The sequence below is a fragment of the Exiguobacterium sp. s75 genome (assembly GCF_018617145.1).
Taxonomy (GTDB): Bacteria; Bacillota; Bacilli; order Exiguobacteriales; family Exiguobacteriaceae; genus Exiguobacterium; species Exiguobacterium profundum.
The window spans coordinates 150313-167722 of sequence record NZ_JACSJQ010000004.1 but is presented as its reverse complement, the minus strand read 5'-3'; the positions used below and the strand labels follow the sequence as shown (position 1 = coordinate 167722).

The following is a 17410-nucleotide window of genomic DNA, read 5'->3' as shown; positions in this document are numbered from 1 at the left end:
AAGGATTCAGATTAAACTTCTATAAATTCTTTATTTTAAGCCAATTGAAGATGATAATCATCATCAGTCATTATCATTTAATCGAGATTTATTCTCAATTAGAAAGAAGGGATTATCGATGAATGTCCAATCGGTCACGCACGAAAAAAGCCACGTTTTCAAACGGGCTAGCTGGTACGAACATATTGAATTGATCATGGCGCTCATTAGCGGTGTATTGATTGTACTCGCTTATATCGCCGAAACACAAGGCGGAGCGCCTTGGATTCATGTCACACTTTACTTATCCGCCTTCTTCATCGGAGGATACGCAAAAGCGAAAGAAGGGATTTCGGATACGATTGAGACGAAATCGCTGAATGTAGAGCTTCTCATGATTGTCGCCGCCATCGGTGCCGCTTCGATTGGGTACTGGATGGAAGGGGCAATCCTCATCTTCATCTTTGCTTTATCCGGGGCACTCGAGACGTATACGATGAACAAAAATGAACGTGCCCTCGAATCGTTAATGGAATTACAGCCGGAACAGGCGACTCGTCTAACAGACACTGATGAACTCGAAGTTGTTCATATCGACGACCTTCGTGTCGGAGATCGGATTTATGTACGTCCTGGTGAACGCATTCCGGTCGATGGAAAAATTGTAAAAGGCAACGCATCCGTAGAAGAAGCCGCCATCACAGGCGAATCCGTCCCTGTCGATCGTCAAGTCGGTGATGACGTGTTCGGATCGAGTGTCAACTTGAACGGGGTATTGACGATCGAAGTGACAAAACTTGCGACGGAAACACTGTTCCAAAAGATCATTCAAATGGTCCAACAAGCACAAGAAGAGAAATCACCGTCTGCACAGTTCATCGATCGATATGAAGGACGTTATGTTCAAATCGTGCTCTTCTCTGTTGCGGCCATCATCATTCTCGGACCGTTCGTCACGTCGTGGTCTCTTGAAACGAGCATCTATCGCGGCATGATCCTTCTCGTTGGCGCCTCCCCTTGCGCACTCGTCGCCGCCATCACACCGGCCGCGCTGGCTGCCATCGCCTCTTCTGCAAAACACGGGATTCTCTTTAAAGGCGGTGCTCATATCGAGAACATGGGACGTCTAAAAGCAATCGCCTTTGACAAGACCGGGACACTCACAATTGGGAAACCGATTGTGCAAGAAGCGCTCATCTCACCTTCATTAGAAGAAGAGGACGTCAACCGAATTGTCAGTTTGATTGAAGAGCATTCGATGCATCCACTTGCTGAAGCGCTCGTTTCCTACACCGGAAAACATAGCGGGGAAATGACACACTTCAAAGACATCACAGGCTCCGGAATTGAAGCAACGATTGACGGGACGACGTATCGGGTAGGAAAACAGAAGTTCGCTGACCGAAGCGGTGATTTCTTTAAGAATGATGTCGAACGATTGAAAGAGGCCGGTCATACACTCGTCTTCATCAGTGACGAGACACGTACAATCGGTGCTTACGCCTTACGTGACACGCTACGACCCGAGGCAAAGGTAGCAATCAAGCGACTGAACGACTTAGGGATTGCGACCATCATGATTACCGGAGACAACGAGGCAACCGCTCGCGCTATTGCGAACGAAGCTGGGTTGACACGCTATATCGCCGAATGCTTGCCTGAAGAGAAGGTTTCGCAAATCAAGGTGTTACGAGAGGAATATGGAACAATCGGGATGATTGGCGACGGAATCAATGATGCCCCCGCCCTTGCGACCGCCGACGTGGGGATTGCCATGGGCGAAGGTACGGATGCCGCACTAGAAACGGCAGATGTCGTCTTAATGAAAAACGACCTCGTCCGATTGAGTGACGCCATTCGTCAATCGCGCAAATTAAATCGAATCGTCTTACAGAACGTCGTTTTTGCACTCGGTGTGATTCTTGTCTTGATTACAACGAACATCTTTGAGTTACTCATCATGCCGTTCGCGGTTGTAGGACATGAAGGCTCAACCATTTTGGTTATTTTGAACGGCCTCCGACTCCTCACGTCATCGTGGGAGTGATCCATTCGACAAAATGGAATCGATGATTGAAACAATATGTCGATTTCGTTATAATTGAAACAATGTGTCTACAGACTGAAACAGATCGAAAGATTGACTAAAGGTGGTACAAGATATGAATACGATTGCAGTCATCGGCAAGGTGTTTGTCGATATTAAAGGGACTTCCTTCGCACCGCTCCACAAAGATGCGAAGAATGTCGGCGACATCACTTTTTCCAATGGCGGAACAGGTCGAAACGTTGCTCAAAACTTAGGTGTGCTCGGCAACGATGTCCGCTTCGTCTCGACCGTCACGAACGACCAAATCGGTGTCGGTGTCCTCGAAGAGTTACGTTGCTTGAATGTAAACGTCGATGGGGTCGACATGCTTGACGATAATGGTATGGGAATGTGGCTCGCTGTAATGGACAACAACGGTGATCTTCAAACATCTATTTCGAAACAACCAGACGAAGCCCGTATGGAAGAAGCGATTTTACGTCAAATCGATACGGTCTTCGAAGAGAGCGACGCGGTCGCCATCGATTTAGACTTATCGGTCAACGTCTTGAACGAGACGATTGAACTATGCCGTGAAATGGATTTACCGCTTTATGGTGTCTGTGGCCATCTATCCGTCATCGAACGAAACCGTCATTTGCTTCAAGGATTCACAGGATTCATCTGCAGTCGCGAGGAAGCGGAAATTTTGTCCGACATGTCAATCGTTACAGTGGACGATGCCCTTCGCGTCGCGGAAGTACTCGCCATGAAAGGTGCTCCCCTCACAATCGTCACGATGAGTGAGCTTGGCGCTGTATATGTCGACCTTCATACGAACGAACAAGGTCACGTCCCGACGACAAAAGTGAAAGTCGCCGACTCCACAGGGGCGGGTGATTCATTCTTCTCCGCTGTCATCTCGGAGCTCATGAAACAACACTCGATTGAAGAGGCGCTTCGATTGGGCATGCGCGTCGCAGGAAAAGTCATCGCCTCTCATGAGAACGGATTGACGCAAGAGATGTACGCATCATTAGAACAACCTACGCAAGAATGAAAAGAACGCATCGGCGAATCGTCGATGCGTTTTGTGCAAAATCACAGGAACGAAAGGAACGATCTCATTGGTTCGAACGAAATTAAGAAGCGCGATCATTTTAATGAATGATCGAGATGAAGTGGCTTTGATCCGTCGCGAAAAAGAAAACGTCCTCTATTACGTTTTCCCAGGTGGCGGAGTCGAATATGGGCACACAACAGAAGAGACGGCCGTACGTGAAGCATTTGAAGAACTCGGTGTTCACGTGGAACTAGAAGGTGTCGCTGCCTACGTCGCATTCAATAACGAGTTAAATCCTTATTATTGGGCGAAGATGACAGGTGGCGAATTCGGGACCGGAACAGGTGAAGAGTTTCAAGAGGAACAGACTAACGGATCGTATACACCGATGTGGATCAAACGGTCTGCACTCCCTCATCTCCCCGTTCGTCCACCTTCACTTGCTGAAAAACTCGCCTTACATGAGGAACGTTTTTACGATTTGACCTTATCCGAGGAGTAATCAGGTGTACACCCTGCCGAAATCGGGAAACGTTTTTTAACGATCGAGTTAGGAGGGTTTTATAATGGCAATGACAGAAGTGAAGGAAAAAAAGAATTGGCTTTCATTTGGGAAAGAGTTATTTCGAAGATTTCAAGAGCATGATGTACAAGACTACGGGGCTACCCTAGCATTCTTTTGGTTTTTATCCATTTTTCCTGGAATCATCTTTATTTTGGCGCTCTTGTCCTTTTTTGATGTCTCACAAGATTCGTTTCAAAATCAATTGAACGATTTGGCACCCGGGTCCGCCGCTTCCGGGTTTCTAACGGGAATTTTCGAGGCGATTGGCGAACCACAAGGCGGTCTCTTGTCGCTCGGTGCGATTTTGGCCATTTGGTCCGCCTCAAAAGGGGTAGACCGTCTGATCACGACGTCACTTCATGCTTATGGTGAAGACAATGAACGTAACTTTTTCGTCAAAAAAGGATTGGCACTCGGATTGACGATATTGCTTGGACTCGGGATGCTACTGCTGATTCTATCGAACGTGTTCGGGTCTCAAATCATTTCATTCGTCACTGAGTATTTACCCGTCAACATTACCGGAGCCGAAGAAATGATGATCAACGTGTTCCGATATGTCCTTACGACGGTTGTCCTCATTTTGACGCTTTCGATTTTTTATAAAGTATCTCCACAACAGCACGTCTTTTGGAAAAGTACCATCCCTGGTGCCATCTTCGGTGTCATCGGTTGGCAAATCGTCTCATTCGGTTTCAACCTATACGTTTCAAACTTCGGAAGTTATGACTCGACTTACGGGTCACTCGGAGGAATCATCGTCACGTTGCTCTGGTTACAATTAACCGGGATGATCATTTTAATCGGATCTGAGATCAACGCGACATGGATGCGTTTCTTCAAGACACCGAGCGAACAGGAATACGAACGCGACTTCAAAAAGAACAAAAAGAAAGCGAAACAAAAGCAAGAAGAAGATAACTATGATGACATCCCGACGAATACGTACGGATAACCCAAAAGGAGCACGTTCAAACTGAACGCGCTCCTTTCTTATGCTTCGATCGGATCAAGACGTCCCGTCGCCGGGTCAATCACGAATCCGTGTACATTCGTTCCTGGTGGTAACAGTGGATGGTTATTGATCAGGTTAACAGAATGAACGACGTTCTCTTCAACTGAATCAAATCCATGGAGCCACTGCTCCAAATCCATTCCTGAAGACTTTAGCGTCTTCAACGTTTGCGGGTCGATTCCACGACGCTCCATCTCTTCGATGACGACAGTCGGTTCAATCGCCGCCATCCCACAATCGTAATGTCCGACGACGACAACTTCTTCTGCTCCTAGCGCATAAAGAGCGACCAAAATGGAGCGCATGGCCGAACCGAACGGATGCGACAAGACTGCACCCGCATTTTTAATGATTTTAGCGTCTCCGTTCTTAAGTCCTAGCGCTTGAGGTAACAGTTCTGTCAAACGTGTATCCATACACGTCAAAATGACGATTTTCTTATCTGGGAATTTATCAGATACGAACGGTTCGTACTGTTTTTCCTCTACGAAACGTTTATTGAATGCAAGCATTTCTTTTACGACTGACACGTTAACGCCTCCTCTTTTTTTACAACACAAATCTTGAAACGATGAGTCCGATGACCATCCATGCTCCGAACAGCGTGTTCACTTTCGCTGTCATCGCCATCGCAGGCATCAATGCGGCCGGCTCTGCCTTCTGCCAAAACCGTTGAATCGCCCGGACCATGACCGGCACCGTAAAGAGCGACAGCAAGACCCACGGAGTGACGCCATATATTACGACCGCTAAGATGATGCCGATTAATGCCGCGATAAAGAATGCGGCCAATACATACACCGCACGTCGATGACCGACTAGACATGCGATCGTTTTTCGACCATTCTCTTTATCGTTATCTAAATCGCGGATGTTATTCGCAAGCAAGATTGCTCCGATCAACAAGGCCATCGGGAACGACACGAGTAGCAACTCCGTCGTCACCGTATTGATTTGGATAAAGCCGGCAATCCCGATGATGACATATCCCATGAATAGCCCCGCGACAATTTCACCAAACGGCGTATAGGCAATCGGTAGCGGCCCTCCAGTATATAAGTAGCCGACAAGCATAGACAAGGCGCCGATCCAAAGCAAATGCCAGCTTGTGGATGCCGCAATGTAGAGCCCGAGTAGTGCCGCAATCGTATACATGCCGAGCGCCACCGCTAATACTTGCTGTGGTGTAAATCCATCACGTACGATGGAGCCTCCGATTCCGATTGACCCCTCATGATCAAGACCACGCTTGTAGTCATAATACTCGTTAAATAAGTTCGTCGCGATTTGAATAAGGACAGATGCCACTAACATGGCAAGGAAAAGTCCCCACTTGAGTTCGGTTTGATCGAGGACGATGAACGTCCCGAGCAAGACCGGAATAAAGCTTGCGGTCAGGGTATGCGGGCGAATCATTCGCCAATATGCCCCTTTCGATTTCTGTTTCATTTCGTTCCCTCCCTTCGTTAGTTTACGTCTCGATGAAAAAATCTGTCAACGCCAGCCCATTATCCTAGATTCTTGATCATTTCCCGAGCATTTCATAGGCAGGTGTATTGCGAACTCATGATACACTAAAGATTGAGAATTCTATCCGATTGAGGAGGCTTTTCTTTTATGCCAGATACTCAAACACATATAAAACAGCGAATTGAGCAGGCCCATAAACGGGCGCGAGCTTGGCAACGGCCTGTCCTCGCATCATACACATGGGAAATCTCGGCGTTCGATGCTTTTCAAATCATCCAGAACACCGATACGTCCCATTATTATTTCATGACACCAGACCGGACGCTCGAAATGCTAGGTTGCGGGGATGCACTCGTCTTGAGCGCTTCTGGACCCGAACGATTTCAGCGACTTCAATACGATTGGAGTCTTCACCGACGAGATGTCGATGCGACAATCCACGCGTTCGCCGGTTTTTCATTCGACACGTTTATGCGACCACAAAAAAGTATGTGGGATGCCTTTGGGGAGGCATCACTCGTCGTCCCAAAATTTTTATACCGTCGCTATAAAGACCGACACACGTTGACAGTGGCCACTCTCGTCTCTTCGAAGCAGTCGGTCGAACAGTATTTGATTCAATTGGCAGATCAGTTGGCCCAGTTCAGTTCACTTCGTCCGACGGAAGAAGCGACGCCGTCTTATACAAAAGTGAAAGATGGGGTCGATCACTTCAAGTCCAGTTTCCAACAGGCTAAACAGTTGATTGAAGAAGAACGAGTTGAAAAAATCGTGATTGCCCGCGAAGAAATTTATCAGCGTTCCGATGATGCGTTCCCCTTCTCAAAAAGTTTGAAGCATTTAGCAGATCATCAAGAATCTAGTTACATCTATTTGTATCAACCAAAGCGTGACACTGGTTTCTTTGGGGCGACTCCTGAACGATTGATTCAAAAAGAAGGCATGCAACTGAACACGGCTGCCATCGCCGGGACAATCAAGCGTCCGAAAACCGAGATCGAGGCAGAAATTGCGAAAGAGAAACTCCTAAACGATTCAAAAAATCGTGAGGAGCATCAAATTGTCGTGAAAGACATCAAGCAGGCGTTGACACCCTATACTGCACCGATTCAAACACGAGATATTCCGCAAATTTTGGCCAATCGCTCGGTGTTCCATCTACACACCCCAATTCAAGCGACACTCGAAACAAATGCTTCCTTGCTGTCACTTGCGGAATCGCTACATCCAACGCCAGCACTCGGCGGCTCTCCGAAGCGGACATCGGTCCGATTGCTTCGTGAAATTGAGCGATTCGACCGCGGGTGGTACGGTTCTCCGTTTGGTTGGGTAGACAATGAAGGCGACGGCGAGTTTGTCGTGGCGATTCGCTCTGCACTCGTTCAACACCAATTCGTCGCACTGTATGCTGGATGTGGGATTGTGAAAGACTCTGCACTCGAGCAAGAGCTCGAAGAAACAGAAATAAAAATGAGTCCAATCAAACAAGCTTTGCAGTTTGATTTACACAATCAAGGAGGCACCCTAGATGAATAAGGTTTTGACCGATTGGGTCGCATCCATGGTAAATCGGCTTGTTGCGTCCGGTGTAAAAGACGTGGTCATCAGCCCAGGATCCCGCTCGACTCCGCTCGCTGTAGCGGCATATCTTCATCCTCAGATTCGTCATCACATCATCGTCGATGAACGATCTGCCGGATTTTTTGCTCTTGGACTGACCCGTGCGTCAGAAACAATTCGCCCGGTCGCATTGATTTGCACAAGTGGAACGGCGGCAACAAACTACTATTCGGCTGTGACAGAAGCGTTCATATCGCATTTGCCACTCGTCGTACTGACAACCGATCGTCCTCATGAACTGCGCAATGTCGGGGCTCCACAAGCAATCAATCAAGTCCGCCTCTACGGTGAACAAGTGAAGACGAGCATTGATTTGCCTGTTCCAGAGGAGACAACGTTATCGTTTATGAAACAAACGATTACCCGCTTCACGAATCTGTCAATGCAAGCACCGATGGGACCTGTTCATTTGAATGTACCGTTTCGAGAGCCTCTGCTTCCTGACCTCGAGTCATTGAAACAGATGTTAAAAGCTGACCCTGTCTTGCCAGAACGACAGCGTATTCGGCCGACACAAGCAGACAAAAACATTTTCTCGGAATGCACGAGTCAAAAACGACTCGCCTTCGTCGTCGGACCTTACACCCCGACATCTTGGCAGAAATCCATTGTTGAATTCGCTTCCGAACGACAGATCCCGATTTTTGCCGATCCTCTTAGTGGCATGCGACGTTTCGACGGCGTCTTGACCAACTATGACACGTGGCTCGCGAGTGAGCATCGGACTGATTGGCTGCCTGAGGTGTTCGTCCGTTTCGGGGCTGCACCTGTTTCGAAACGCTTCAATCAATGGATGGCCATGGCGAATCAACTCGTCATCGATGAACCGGGATCTTATCGCGACCCAAGTAGCCGAGCCACCATCTGTTACGGCGACGCACTCGATTTTCTACCGCTCATCGCATCCGCAAACGAACCTCGGTACCTTGAACGTTTACGCTTTTTTGAAGAGGTTGCCGAGTCTGCAAAATCGTCACTTCAAGGTGAAGCGGAATTGACGAAACGATTGCTCGATACATCGATTGAGCGTCTATTCGTCAGTAATAGTATGCCGATTCGAGATATAGATACATCACTGTCTGCCGGCACGAATATACACGTTCTCGCCAATCGAGGCGCAAACGGAATTGATGGTGTGTTATCCACTGCACTCGGAAGCAGTTATGATACGGCTCACGGCGCTCTATTGATCGGTGATTTAGCGTTCTATCATGATAGCAACGCCTTGCAACTGTTAAAGCATCATCCCGGAAAATTTTCCGTCGTGATTGCTAACAATAACGGTGGAGGGATATTTTCCTTCCTCCCGCAGGCTTCTGTCGACACACAGTTGTTCGAAGATTTATTCGGCACACCGCTTGATTTAAATATCCGTGGATTTGCTGACACATATGGCTTATCGTATCGTCTAATTGAACGACCGGATGAAATTCAAGAAGCGATTGAAGATGGCGTTCATTTAATCGAATTCCCATCGAATCGTGAGGAGAATGTGACGATCCATCGAGGTTGGACACAATCTGTCTGCGCTCGCCTCATCACGGAGAACGAATCATGAACATCGATTTACGTGGCGTACGTTATGAAGTGATTCATCGCGGTGAGGGAAAACCGGTATTATTTTTACACGGATTCACCGGAAACGCCCATTGGGTCGATTCGCTCCCTACATTACCGATTCGTCTTGTGTCACCGTCGCTCCTCCAACATGGCGCAACGGAGCACCCTTCAGTCAATCGTTCGACAATGAGTCAGCAAGTTAAGGATTTGTCCCGCTTACTGGATACGGACGACCGACCTTGGACAGTCGTCGGCTATTCACTCGGTGGGAGAATCGCATTGACACTCGCCGCATGCGACGAGCGTGTCGAACATGTCATCGGGATCAGCACGACTCCCGGTCTGCTCACTTCTAAGGAACGAGCCGCACGCCGCCGCCAAGATGCAGAATTGGCTCACTTGATTGAAACCGAGGGTATCGCTGCATTCGTGAATCGTTGGGAGAACCTTCCGCTTTGGCGACAGACGGAAGACATGAAACGTTCACTCCGAACAGGTCGGCTCGCCCAACAACCGAATGCCCTCGCAAACAGTTTGCGGTCAATCGGTACGGGACATATGCCATCGTTATGGGGCACATTGCAGTGTCTCCCCCGTACCGACTTGATTGTCGGGTCAGACGATCTCAAGTTCAAAGCCATCGCAAGATACATGCAGGAAGAGCGACCAGATATTAAAATCTATGAAATTTCAAACGCAGGGCATGCTCCTCATATTGAGAATGCATCAGAGTTTGGTACAATAATAAAGAAATTGATTTTAGGGGGTATTTAAAATGGAATCAGTAGCGAACTGGACATCGGTCCGGACGTATGAAGACATTAAATATGAAACGTGGAACGGGATTGCCAAAATCACCATCAACCGTCCCGAAGTGCGCAATGCATTCCGTCCGTTGACGGTCAATGAATTGATTGATGCATTCGCTCGCGCTCGCGACGATAAAGAAGTCGGCGTCATCATCTTGACAGGTGAAGGCGAAAAGGCATTCTGTTCAGGTGGAGACCAAAAGGTTCGTGGACATGGCGGCTATGTCGGGGACGATGAAATCCCACGCTTGAACGTCCTCGACCTTCAGCGCTTGATTCGTGTCATTCCAAAACCGGTCATCGCCATGGTCGCAGGTTTCGCAATCGGCGGAGGACACGTCCTTCACGTCGTCTGTGACTTGACGATTGCAGCGGACAACGCTCGCTTCGGACAAACAGGTCCTAAAGTCGGTTCGTTCGATGCAGGATACGGTTCTGGATACTTGGCACGCATCATCGGCCATAAAAAAGCTCGTGAAATCTGGTACCTTTGCCGTCAATACGATGCACAAGAAGCACTCGACATGGGACTCGTCAACACGGTCGTCCCACTCGATCAACTCGAAGCAGAAACGATCAAGTGGTGCCAAGAAATCTTACAACACTCACCTACAGCGCTTCGCTTCTTGAAAGCAGCAATGAACGCAGATACAGATGGTCTTGCCGGACTTCAGCAACTCGCTGGAGACGCAACGCTTCTCTACTACACGACAGATGAAGCAAAAGAAGGACGCGATGCGTTCAAAGAAAAACGTGACCCTGACTTCGGTCAATTCCCACGTTTCCCTTAATTGTTGAGAGAGTAGCGATTTCGCTACTCTTTTTTTGGAGGTGACAGCTATGTATGAATGGATTCGGAAACACCCAGCGTCACATCTCGCCCTTGTGACAGCTGACGATCGATTGACATGGGCAATGCTACGCACGGAAAGCCTTCAACTTGCCCAGTTCATCCATGAACAGACACCCACCGCCAAACGAATTGGCATATTCGCTAAAAACAGCAAAGACTATGTCATTGCCGTTCATGCAGTACATCTGCTCGGAAAAGTGCTTGTTCCGTTGAATACACGGCTGACCGAAGAGGAAGTGCGTACTCAGCTACAAACAGCAAAAGTGGACCTCCTTCTCGTTGACGTAGAAATCGATTTGTCTATCACCCAACTCCTGATCACACGCCGGACCACTTCATGTTTCACCGTGACCCATGAGTGGAATGAAGATGAAACCATGTCTCTCATGTTTACGTCCGGAACGACGGGTCGAGCCAAAGCAGTGCAACAGACGTACGGGAATCACCTCGCTAGCGCCCGAGCCGCTGAAGCGCATTTGGACTATCGTCCATCAGACCGGATGCTCGCGGTGACCCCGCTCTTTCATATGAGCGGACTCTCCCAAGTGTATCGGAGTGCCATCATCGGTTCGACTCTCTATGTCGAGCCGCGATTTGATGTCGATCGAACCCTTCACGTCATCGAAACAGAAGGCATCACCCAACTGTCACTCGTCTCAATTATGCTGCAACGATTGCTCTATGCCGGTCTGAAGAAGCATCATCTTCGCACGTTACTCGTCGGAGGCGGGCCCGTCCCGCGCTCATTACTAGAAGAAGCAGAACGACGGCAGTTACCCATTGCTCAGACATACGGGATGACCGAGACGTGCTCTCAGGTCGCGACGTTACTTCCGAGCGAAGCGCTCTCACATATCGGTTCGAGTGGGCAGGCAATCGCCCCCACAAGAATTCGAATTAATTCAGACGGAGAGATTGAAGTAAAGGGACCAACTGTGACGAAAGGATACTTCGAACAACCTGAATCAGACGCTTGGACACCCGATGGTTATTGGCGAACGGGTGACCTCGGCACGATGAGGGATGGCTATTTATATGTACACGATCGCCGAACCGACCTTATTCTGTCTGGTGGTGAAAATGTTTATCCTGCTGAAATCGAAGCCGCCATGTTACGCTGTACCGGCGTCCAAGACGTCGGCGTCACGAAACAATCACATCCGACTTGGGGAGAAGTCCCAATCGCCTTCGTCGTCGGCTCCTATGACCCAGCCGAGATGCAGGAAGTTCTCGATTCACAGTTGGCTAAATATAAGCACCCGATCACCATCCACCACGCACCGAATTTACCACGAAACGCGAACGGAAAATTAATGCGCCATCGCTTAAAGGAGCTACTGCCATGATCAAACGTGCTGACCTTTCCATCGTCCCGTTGACGTTTAAACACCCGATCGTGACGGCACACGCCGTCTTATCTGTCCGAAGAACGCTCATCCTTCGTCTAGAGACCGTAGACGGTGTCGTCGGATACGGAGAAGGTGCTGCTTTTGAGACCCCTTGGTACACGGAAGAAACGACCCGATCGATGATCGATACGTCCAAATTGATTCTCAATTTACTGAAAGGGATGACGGTCACGACGGACGTGTTTCCGAACTTGGTCTCGTCCATCATCGGTCAGCACATGGCAAAGGCGATGTGGGAAAGTGCACTCTGGGAGATTGAAGCAACGCGCGCGAACAAATCACTAAAGTCATTCATGAGCGCCGGAGATTCCGTTTCCTGCGGACGAACAATCGGGATTGGGTTACTGAATCAAACGATGAAATCCATCGAGACGGCATTAGCTGACAGATTCGAACGCATCAAATTAAAGGCATCTCCTAATGAACTGGTTCCTGCCCTACGTGAGATTCGTGCGGTCTTCCCTGACGCGCCTCTCATGATTGATTTAAACGGAAGTGCGTCCGATCAACCAATGGAATGGTTCGAACAACTCGATGCCCATCGGTTATTGATGATCGAACAACCGTACCCAAGCCGACAATTCACAAAATCAGCGGCTCTCCAAGCAAAACTCACGACCCCCATTTGTCTCGACGAATCCATCACGTCTTATGACGACGTGGATACGATGGCACAGCTTGGTGCCGGAAAAATCGTCAACATTAAACCCGCACGTGTCGGTGGGCTTAGCGAGGCGCTCCACATTCGAAAACACGGAACGCCATACTGGGTCGGTGGCATGTATGAATCCGGTATCGGAAGATATCATACACTCTTGTTTGCTTCGTTAAGCGGCGCGAGCTTCCCCGCGGACATGTCAGGCACGAGCGCTTATTTCGAGCAAGATTTACTCGATACCCCGCTTGAAGTGGAGAATGGAAAGTTGACTCTTCCGGATTCCGTACAACCAGATTGGAATGTGATTGAACGGTTACGCGAAGAAGTGATTACATTGCAAACATGAAAAAGGTGTGGTTCACGAGAACCACACCTTTTTACGTTAACGGAACGATCCCGTTAACACTTCATATCCATCTTCTGTGACAACAACTGTATGCTCGAACTGCGAAACAAGACTCTTGTTCGGAGTGAAGAGCGTCCAACCATCCTCTTCCGATTGATAGACGATTTCATCCTTTGTCGAGATGAACGTCTCAACAGCAATCACTTGCCCGGCTTTTAATAACTGATTTTCTTCGCGACTATAATAGTTCGAGATCGTCTCTGGCTCCCCGTGCAATGTCCGACCGAGTCCGTGTCCGGCCAAGTTCCGGATGACCGTGAATCCATTCTTTCTCGCGTCAGCGTAAATTGCTTTCCCGATCTGATTGACTTTCACACCCGCCTTGACCTTGCTGAGACCAGCTTCTAATGAAGTCAAGGATACTTCGACCAAACGTTCGTGCTGAGGTGACTTCGCCGCCCCCGCAATCACAGTGCGTCCCGTATCGGCATAATACCCATCCTTCACAGCGGAGACGTCGACATTGACGATATCGCCTTCTTGAATGACTTCATCTCCCGGAATACCATGGGCAGCAACGTCATTGAGCGAGATACATGTGTAACCTGGAAATTCGTACATCGTAATCGGTGCAGAAGCTGCACCTTCTTCTTCTAAAATACGTTGCCCGATCGCATCTAATTCTTTTGTTGTCATACCGGGCTTAACGGCTTTCGCCATCTCATCTCGCGCAAGTGCGACGATTCGCCCGATTTCGCGCAGTGCATCGTAATCATAATCTAACATCATCATTCTCCCTTTTAATCTAATAATCGATTCTGATATAAGTATTCTTCAGATATATCTGCGAATAAGAACATGCCGTCCGGTAACGGATAACTGAAGGTTCTCGTCACTTCGTTCGAACTGAAATCACGATAGTCCCCCGATAAATAACCACGCCCCCGTACATCCATCGCCGCCATCGTCTGAATGAAATACGGTCGGAAACTCCAGTTATAGCCTCGATACGTATTATCGACACGCCACTCTCCATTCACGCAGTAAACGTTCGCACTCGTCTGGAAACCTGTCTTATCCGTTAGATAATATCGAACAAACACCTCTTCCAATTTTGGGGCGATGAATTGAATCCACTCATCTTTCTTGTCTCTCGACCATTTTCCAGATTGAACGAGTTCTCCGATTCGGCGGTGTAACTCAAATTCAAGCTCGTACAAGCGATTCAATCGTTTCTGATCATGTAAAAAGAAGGAGGGAACTTCTTGTGCCAATACACCCATTCCTTTGATTTCTCGTTGTGGAAGCGCATCTTCTAATCCGAGTAGCCCCCCCATGTAATAGCGACCACCGTGCTGCCACGCGTAACGAAGCTGTCCAACATGGTCGATGGATTTGTAAAGAAGCGGTGCACCGAGCTTTGAAGCGATATATTCCATTGTCTGAAGCATATTCGGATAGGTGACCGATAACGTCTTTTTCTCAATCATTGTACCAAGGTCGACGAGTAACAATTCTGGCGCAAGTGTCATGATGTCTTCGATGCTCGTCGATTCCGCAAAGTCTAACGCAATCTTCAATCCATACGACCGATAGTACTGAATGACACGCGACAGACGAGAGACATCAACTAAATCCGTTCCTTGGAGTGTCACGTATATGCGATGTAACGGAAAATTGAGTTCGCGAAGCGGTGCTAAAAACGCTTCTCCTCCTTCTTCAAGAATCCACTCTGCCCGGCATCTAAACGTGACAAAAGATTTAGCGTCACGAAGTTGTTCAGCCGCTAACTGTTCCATTCGCTGAGCGATGTCTAATTGATACTCGAGGGGAACGTCATCATCATAAAAAAATGGTGTCAACGATTCACCACGAAAGCGTCCGTGTACCATATATCCTTCCACTTGAAACGTCGCCGCTCCAAGGATTGGTTCATACGTCACCATCACTTCTTCAGGATGGACCATCACTTCTACCGCATCCATAACTCCATCACCTCTTCGTTAAATACGAAAACGAGCTACATTCAGCTCGTTCGCGTGTGTACATACATATAGGCACCGAAACAAGCAATAAAATAGGCGATACTCACCATGCCATATGCAATGCCCATCTTTCCGCCTACTCCAATGGCTAACACTAAGAAAATCATCGCTCCAAATAACAATGTTGCCACGGGGATATAACGAAAGTTAGGACGATTCGTCCTTGAGACAATTGGTTTCAATGCGATTACACAACCAAGTAGCACAAGGAGACCGAAACTTAATTCCACCATCCGTTGACACCTCATCCTTCTATCTCTACTCAACTAGTGTAGCACGACACAATAAAAAATGCCGCAAATCCACTTAAGGAAATGCGGCATTTCACGATGATTAGTCACGCGGACGGCGTGGGCCACGGTCATCCGAGCGACGACGATCGTCACCACGGAATGATCCTTTACGGTCTCCGCTACGTCCATCACGACGTTCGCCACCGCGTCCACCACGACGATCGCCACCACGGCCACCGCCACCGCCACGACGGTCGTTACGACCACGGTATCCACCGCGATCGCCACCACGGCCACCTTGGCGTTTCACACGAACTGGTTCAGCGTACGAGATTTCAACAGGTGTTGAATCTGGCTCTTTCGTCAATCCACGGAGGGCAGCAGCGAGAATTTCAACTGCTTCGTACTCTTCAAGAAGTTCTGTCGCAAGTTGCGTGTAAGCTTTGAAGTCGCCCGCTTGAACGCGTTCGATCAATTCTTCAGCTGCTTGCTTTTGGTTTCCTTCAAGTACTTCCGCGATTGTCGGTACGTGACGACGGTTCATGCGTTTGTTCGTTACACGTTCAATTGCTTTCACTTGTCCAAATTCACGTGGCGTGATGAACGTGAGGGCTGTACCAGTTTTACCAGCACGACCTGTACGACCGATGCGGTGTACGTAGCTCTCTGGGTCTTGTGGTACATCGAAGTTGTAAACGTGTGTGACACCTGAAATATCAAGTCCACGTGCCGCAACGTCTGTCGCTACCAAGATATCGATTGTTCCGTTTTTGAAACGACGAATAACTTGGTCACGTTTCGATTGCGTCAAGTCTCCGTGAAGACCGTCTGCAGTGTATCCGCGTTTGATGAGTGCTTCTGTCACTTCGTCTACACGTTTCTTCGTACGAGCGAAGATGATGCTGAGTTCTGGTGAGTCGATGTCGATCAAACGGCAAAGCGTATCGAATTTTTGACCTTCACGCAATTCGATGAACTGTTGGTTGATGTTCTCAACTGTCATTTCTTTCGCTTTGACTTTGATGATTGTCGGCGACTTCATGAAACGCTCAGCAATCTTTTTGATTTGTGGTGGCATTGTCGCTGAGAAGAGAAGCGTTTGGCGCTCTTCAGGAAGACCAGCCAAAATCGTTTCGATATCTTCAACGAAGCCCATGTTGAGCATTTCATCCGCTTCATCCAAGATGACTGTTTGAATGTCATCGAGTTTGATCGTCTTACGCTTCATGTGGTCCATGAGACGTCCTGGTGTCGCTACGACGATTTGCGGGTTCTTTTTCAAACCACGGATCTGACGGTCAATTTGTTGACCACCGTATACTGGAAGTGCGTATACGCGCTTCGTTTCACCGATTTTGTTTAATTCTTCTGCAACTTGAATCGCAAGTTCACGTGTCGGTGCAAGAACGAGTGCTTGGACTTGACGCGCCTTTGAATCGATTCGCTCAATTGTCGGAATACCGAAAGCTGCTGTTTTCCCTGTACCTGTTTGTGCTTGTCCTAATACGTCCACTCCCGTGAGTGCGACAGGAATTGTCTCAGCTTGGATCGGTGTAGCTTCCTCGAAGCCCATTTTGTGTACACCTTTTACTAATGCTTCACTTAATTGTAAGTCTTGAAATTTTGTCAAATTATATTCTCCTTTGTTCATACAAAAAACGTCTGAGTTCAGTTTGACAGATCTACAGACGTTTTCTTAATGTTTCCTCATAGTCAACTTTATTAACTATAACGTATTTATTCCTAAAATGAAAGA

General features: G+C 48.2%; 16 protein-coding genes. 10 read left to right on the top strand and 6 right to left on the bottom strand.

Annotated features, from left to right (window positions below; all coding sequences use genetic code 11):
- Window positions 1–118: 118 nt before the first annotated feature.
- The 4 genes from KNO68_RS13090 to KNO68_RS13075 all read left to right on the top strand — a co-directional run bounded on the left by KNO68_RS13090 (window position 119) and on the right by KNO68_RS13075 (window position 4591).
- Window positions 119–2026 (top strand): heavy metal translocating P-type ATPase, encoded by a 1908-nt coding sequence (locus tag KNO68_RS13090; RefSeq protein WP_214689232.1) that lies wholly within the window; start codon window positions 119–121, stop codon window positions 2024–2026.
- 115 nt (window positions 2027–2141) lie between these two features.
- The gene (locus KNO68_RS13085; RefSeq protein WP_215112567.1) at window positions 2142–3068 is read left to right on the top strand and encodes a carbohydrate kinase family protein; all 927 of its coding nucleotides are present in this window, start codon (window positions 2142–2144) and stop codon (window positions 3066–3068) included.
- A gap of 67 nt (window positions 3069–3135) precedes the next feature.
- Entirely contained in the window at window positions 3136–3573 is a 438-nt protein-coding gene (locus KNO68_RS13080; protein WP_078146366.1) for an NUDIX domain-containing protein, read from the top strand.
- Window positions 3574–3637: 64 nt separating this feature from the next.
- The gene (locus KNO68_RS13075; RefSeq protein WP_214685586.1) at window positions 3638–4591 is read left to right on the top strand and encodes a YihY/virulence factor BrkB family protein; all 954 of its coding nucleotides are present in this window, start codon (window positions 3638–3640) and stop codon (window positions 4589–4591) included.
- Between the two features lie 38 nt (window positions 4592–4629).
- Here the strand turns inward: KNO68_RS13075 and KNO68_RS13070 are convergent, their stop codons facing one another.
- Together KNO68_RS13070 and KNO68_RS13065 are read right to left on the bottom strand one after the other, a co-directional pair.
- Window positions 4630–5181, bottom strand: coding sequence for a beta-class carbonic anhydrase (locus tag KNO68_RS13070; RefSeq protein WP_078146364.1), 552 nt, complete (start codon window positions 5179–5181; stop codon window positions 4630–4632).
- A gap of 19 nt (window positions 5182–5200) precedes the next feature.
- Complete coding sequence (locus KNO68_RS13065; RefSeq protein ID WP_214685584.1) at window positions 5201–6100, bottom strand: 1,4-dihydroxy-2-naphthoate polyprenyltransferase; 900 nt, start codon at window positions 6098–6100, stop codon at window positions 5201–5203.
- Between the two features lie 168 nt (window positions 6101–6268).
- On the opposite strand from KNO68_RS13065, the gene KNO68_RS13060 reads away from it, so the two are divergent.
- Genes KNO68_RS13060 through menC form a run of 6 tightly spaced genes read left to right on the top strand, consistent with a single transcriptional unit; the run spans window position 6269 to window position 13376 of the window.
- Complete coding sequence (locus KNO68_RS13060; protein WP_215112568.1) at window positions 6269–7657, top strand: isochorismate synthase; 1389 nt, start codon at window positions 6269–6271, stop codon at window positions 7655–7657.
- Window positions 7650–9299: a 2-succinyl-5-enolpyruvyl-6-hydroxy-3-cyclohexene-1-carboxylic-acid synthase gene (gene menD, locus KNO68_RS13055; RefSeq protein WP_215112569.1), complete on the top strand. Its 1650-nt coding sequence runs from the start codon at window positions 7650–7652 to the stop codon at window positions 9297–9299. The genes KNO68_RS13060 and menD overlap by 8 nt, the downstream gene beginning before the upstream one ends.
- Window positions 9296–10075, top strand: a complete 780-nt coding sequence (locus KNO68_RS13050) for an alpha/beta fold hydrolase (RefSeq protein ID WP_215112570.1) — start codon at window positions 9296–9298, stop codon at window positions 10073–10075. Before menD ends, KNO68_RS13050 begins: the two co-directional genes overlap by 4 nt.
- 1 nt (window position 10076) lies before the next feature.
- Window positions 10077–10901, top strand: a complete 825-nt coding sequence (gene menB / locus KNO68_RS13045) for a 1,4-dihydroxy-2-naphthoyl-CoA synthase (RefSeq protein ID WP_214818422.1) — start codon at window positions 10077–10079, stop codon at window positions 10899–10901.
- Window positions 10902–10950: 49 nt separating this feature from the next.
- Window positions 10951–12309, top strand: a complete 1359-nt coding sequence (menE, locus tag KNO68_RS13040) for an o-succinylbenzoate--CoA ligase (protein WP_215112571.1) — start codon at window positions 10951–10953, stop codon at window positions 12307–12309.
- Complete coding sequence (gene menC, locus KNO68_RS13035; RefSeq protein ID WP_215112572.1) at window positions 12306–13376, top strand: o-succinylbenzoate synthase; 1071 nt, start codon at window positions 12306–12308, stop codon at window positions 13374–13376. The genes menE and menC overlap by 4 nt, the downstream gene beginning before the upstream one ends.
- Before the next feature lie 36 nt (window positions 13377–13412).
- On the opposite strand, the gene map is transcribed toward menC, so the two are convergent.
- The 4 genes from map to cshA form a co-directional block, all read right to left on the bottom strand.
- Entirely contained in the window at window positions 13413–14162 is a 750-nt protein-coding gene (gene map / locus KNO68_RS13030; RefSeq protein WP_015880849.1) for a type I methionyl aminopeptidase, read from the bottom strand.
- A 14-nt stretch (window positions 14163–14176) separates the two neighbouring features.
- Entirely contained in the window at window positions 14177–15361 is a 1185-nt protein-coding gene (locus tag KNO68_RS13025; protein ID WP_214779426.1) for an EAL-associated domain-containing protein, read from the bottom strand.
- Between the two features lie 41 nt (window positions 15362–15402).
- Window positions 15403–15654 carry a hypothetical protein gene (locus KNO68_RS13020; RefSeq protein WP_215112573.1) on the bottom strand — a complete coding sequence of 84 codons (252 nt, stop codon included), beginning with the start codon at window positions 15652–15654 and terminating at the stop codon, window positions 15403–15405.
- A gap of 100 nt (window positions 15655–15754) precedes the next feature.
- Entirely contained in the window at window positions 15755–17284 is a 1530-nt protein-coding gene (cshA, locus tag KNO68_RS13015; RefSeq protein WP_078146356.1) for a degradosome RNA helicase CshA, read from the bottom strand.
- Window positions 17285–17410 lie beyond the last annotated feature (126 nt).

What these genes read in the sequence shown, in the direction of transcription:
- KNO68_RS13090 (WP_214689232.1), top strand. Translation starts at nt 119, where the DNA reads ATGAATGTCCAATCGGTCACGCACGAAAAAAGCCACGTTTTCAAACGG.
- KNO68_RS13085 (WP_215112567.1), top strand. Translation starts at nt 2,142, where the DNA reads ATGAATACGATTGCAGTCATCGGCAAGGTGTTTGTCGATATTAAAGGG.
- KNO68_RS13075 (WP_214685586.1), top strand. Translation starts at nt 3,638, where the DNA reads ATGGCAATGACAGAAGTGAAGGAAAAAAAGAATTGGCTTTCATTTGGG.
- KNO68_RS13065 (WP_214685584.1), bottom strand. Translation starts at nt 6,100, where the DNA reads ATGAAACAGAAATCGAAAGGGGCATATTGGCGAATGATTCGCCCGCAT.
- KNO68_RS13060 (WP_215112568.1), top strand. Translation starts at nt 6,269, where the DNA reads ATGCCAGATACTCAAACACATATAAAACAGCGAATTGAGCAGGCCCAT.
- menD (WP_215112569.1), top strand. Translation starts at nt 7,650, where the DNA reads ATGAATAAGGTTTTGACCGATTGGGTCGCATCCATGGTAAATCGGCTT.
- KNO68_RS13050 (WP_215112570.1), top strand. Translation starts at nt 9,296, where the DNA reads ATGAACATCGATTTACGTGGCGTACGTTATGAAGTGATTCATCGCGGT.
- menB (WP_214818422.1), top strand. Translation starts at nt 10,077, where the DNA reads ATGGAATCAGTAGCGAACTGGACATCGGTCCGGACGTATGAAGACATT.
- menE (WP_215112571.1), top strand. Translation starts at nt 10,951, where the DNA reads ATGTATGAATGGATTCGGAAACACCCAGCGTCACATCTCGCCCTTGTG.
- menC (WP_215112572.1), top strand. Translation starts at nt 12,306, where the DNA reads ATGATCAAACGTGCTGACCTTTCCATCGTCCCGTTGACGTTTAAACAC.
- map (WP_015880849.1), bottom strand. Translation starts at nt 14,162, where the DNA reads ATGTTAGATTATGATTACGATGCACTGCGCGAAATCGGGCGAATCGTC.
- KNO68_RS13025 (WP_214779426.1), bottom strand. Translation starts at nt 15,361, where the DNA reads ATGGATGCGGTAGAAGTGATGGTCCATCCTGAAGAAGTGATGGTGACG.
- KNO68_RS13020 (WP_215112573.1), bottom strand. Translation starts at nt 15,654, where the DNA reads ATGGTGGAATTAAGTTTCGGTCTCCTTGTGCTACTTGGTTGTGTAATC.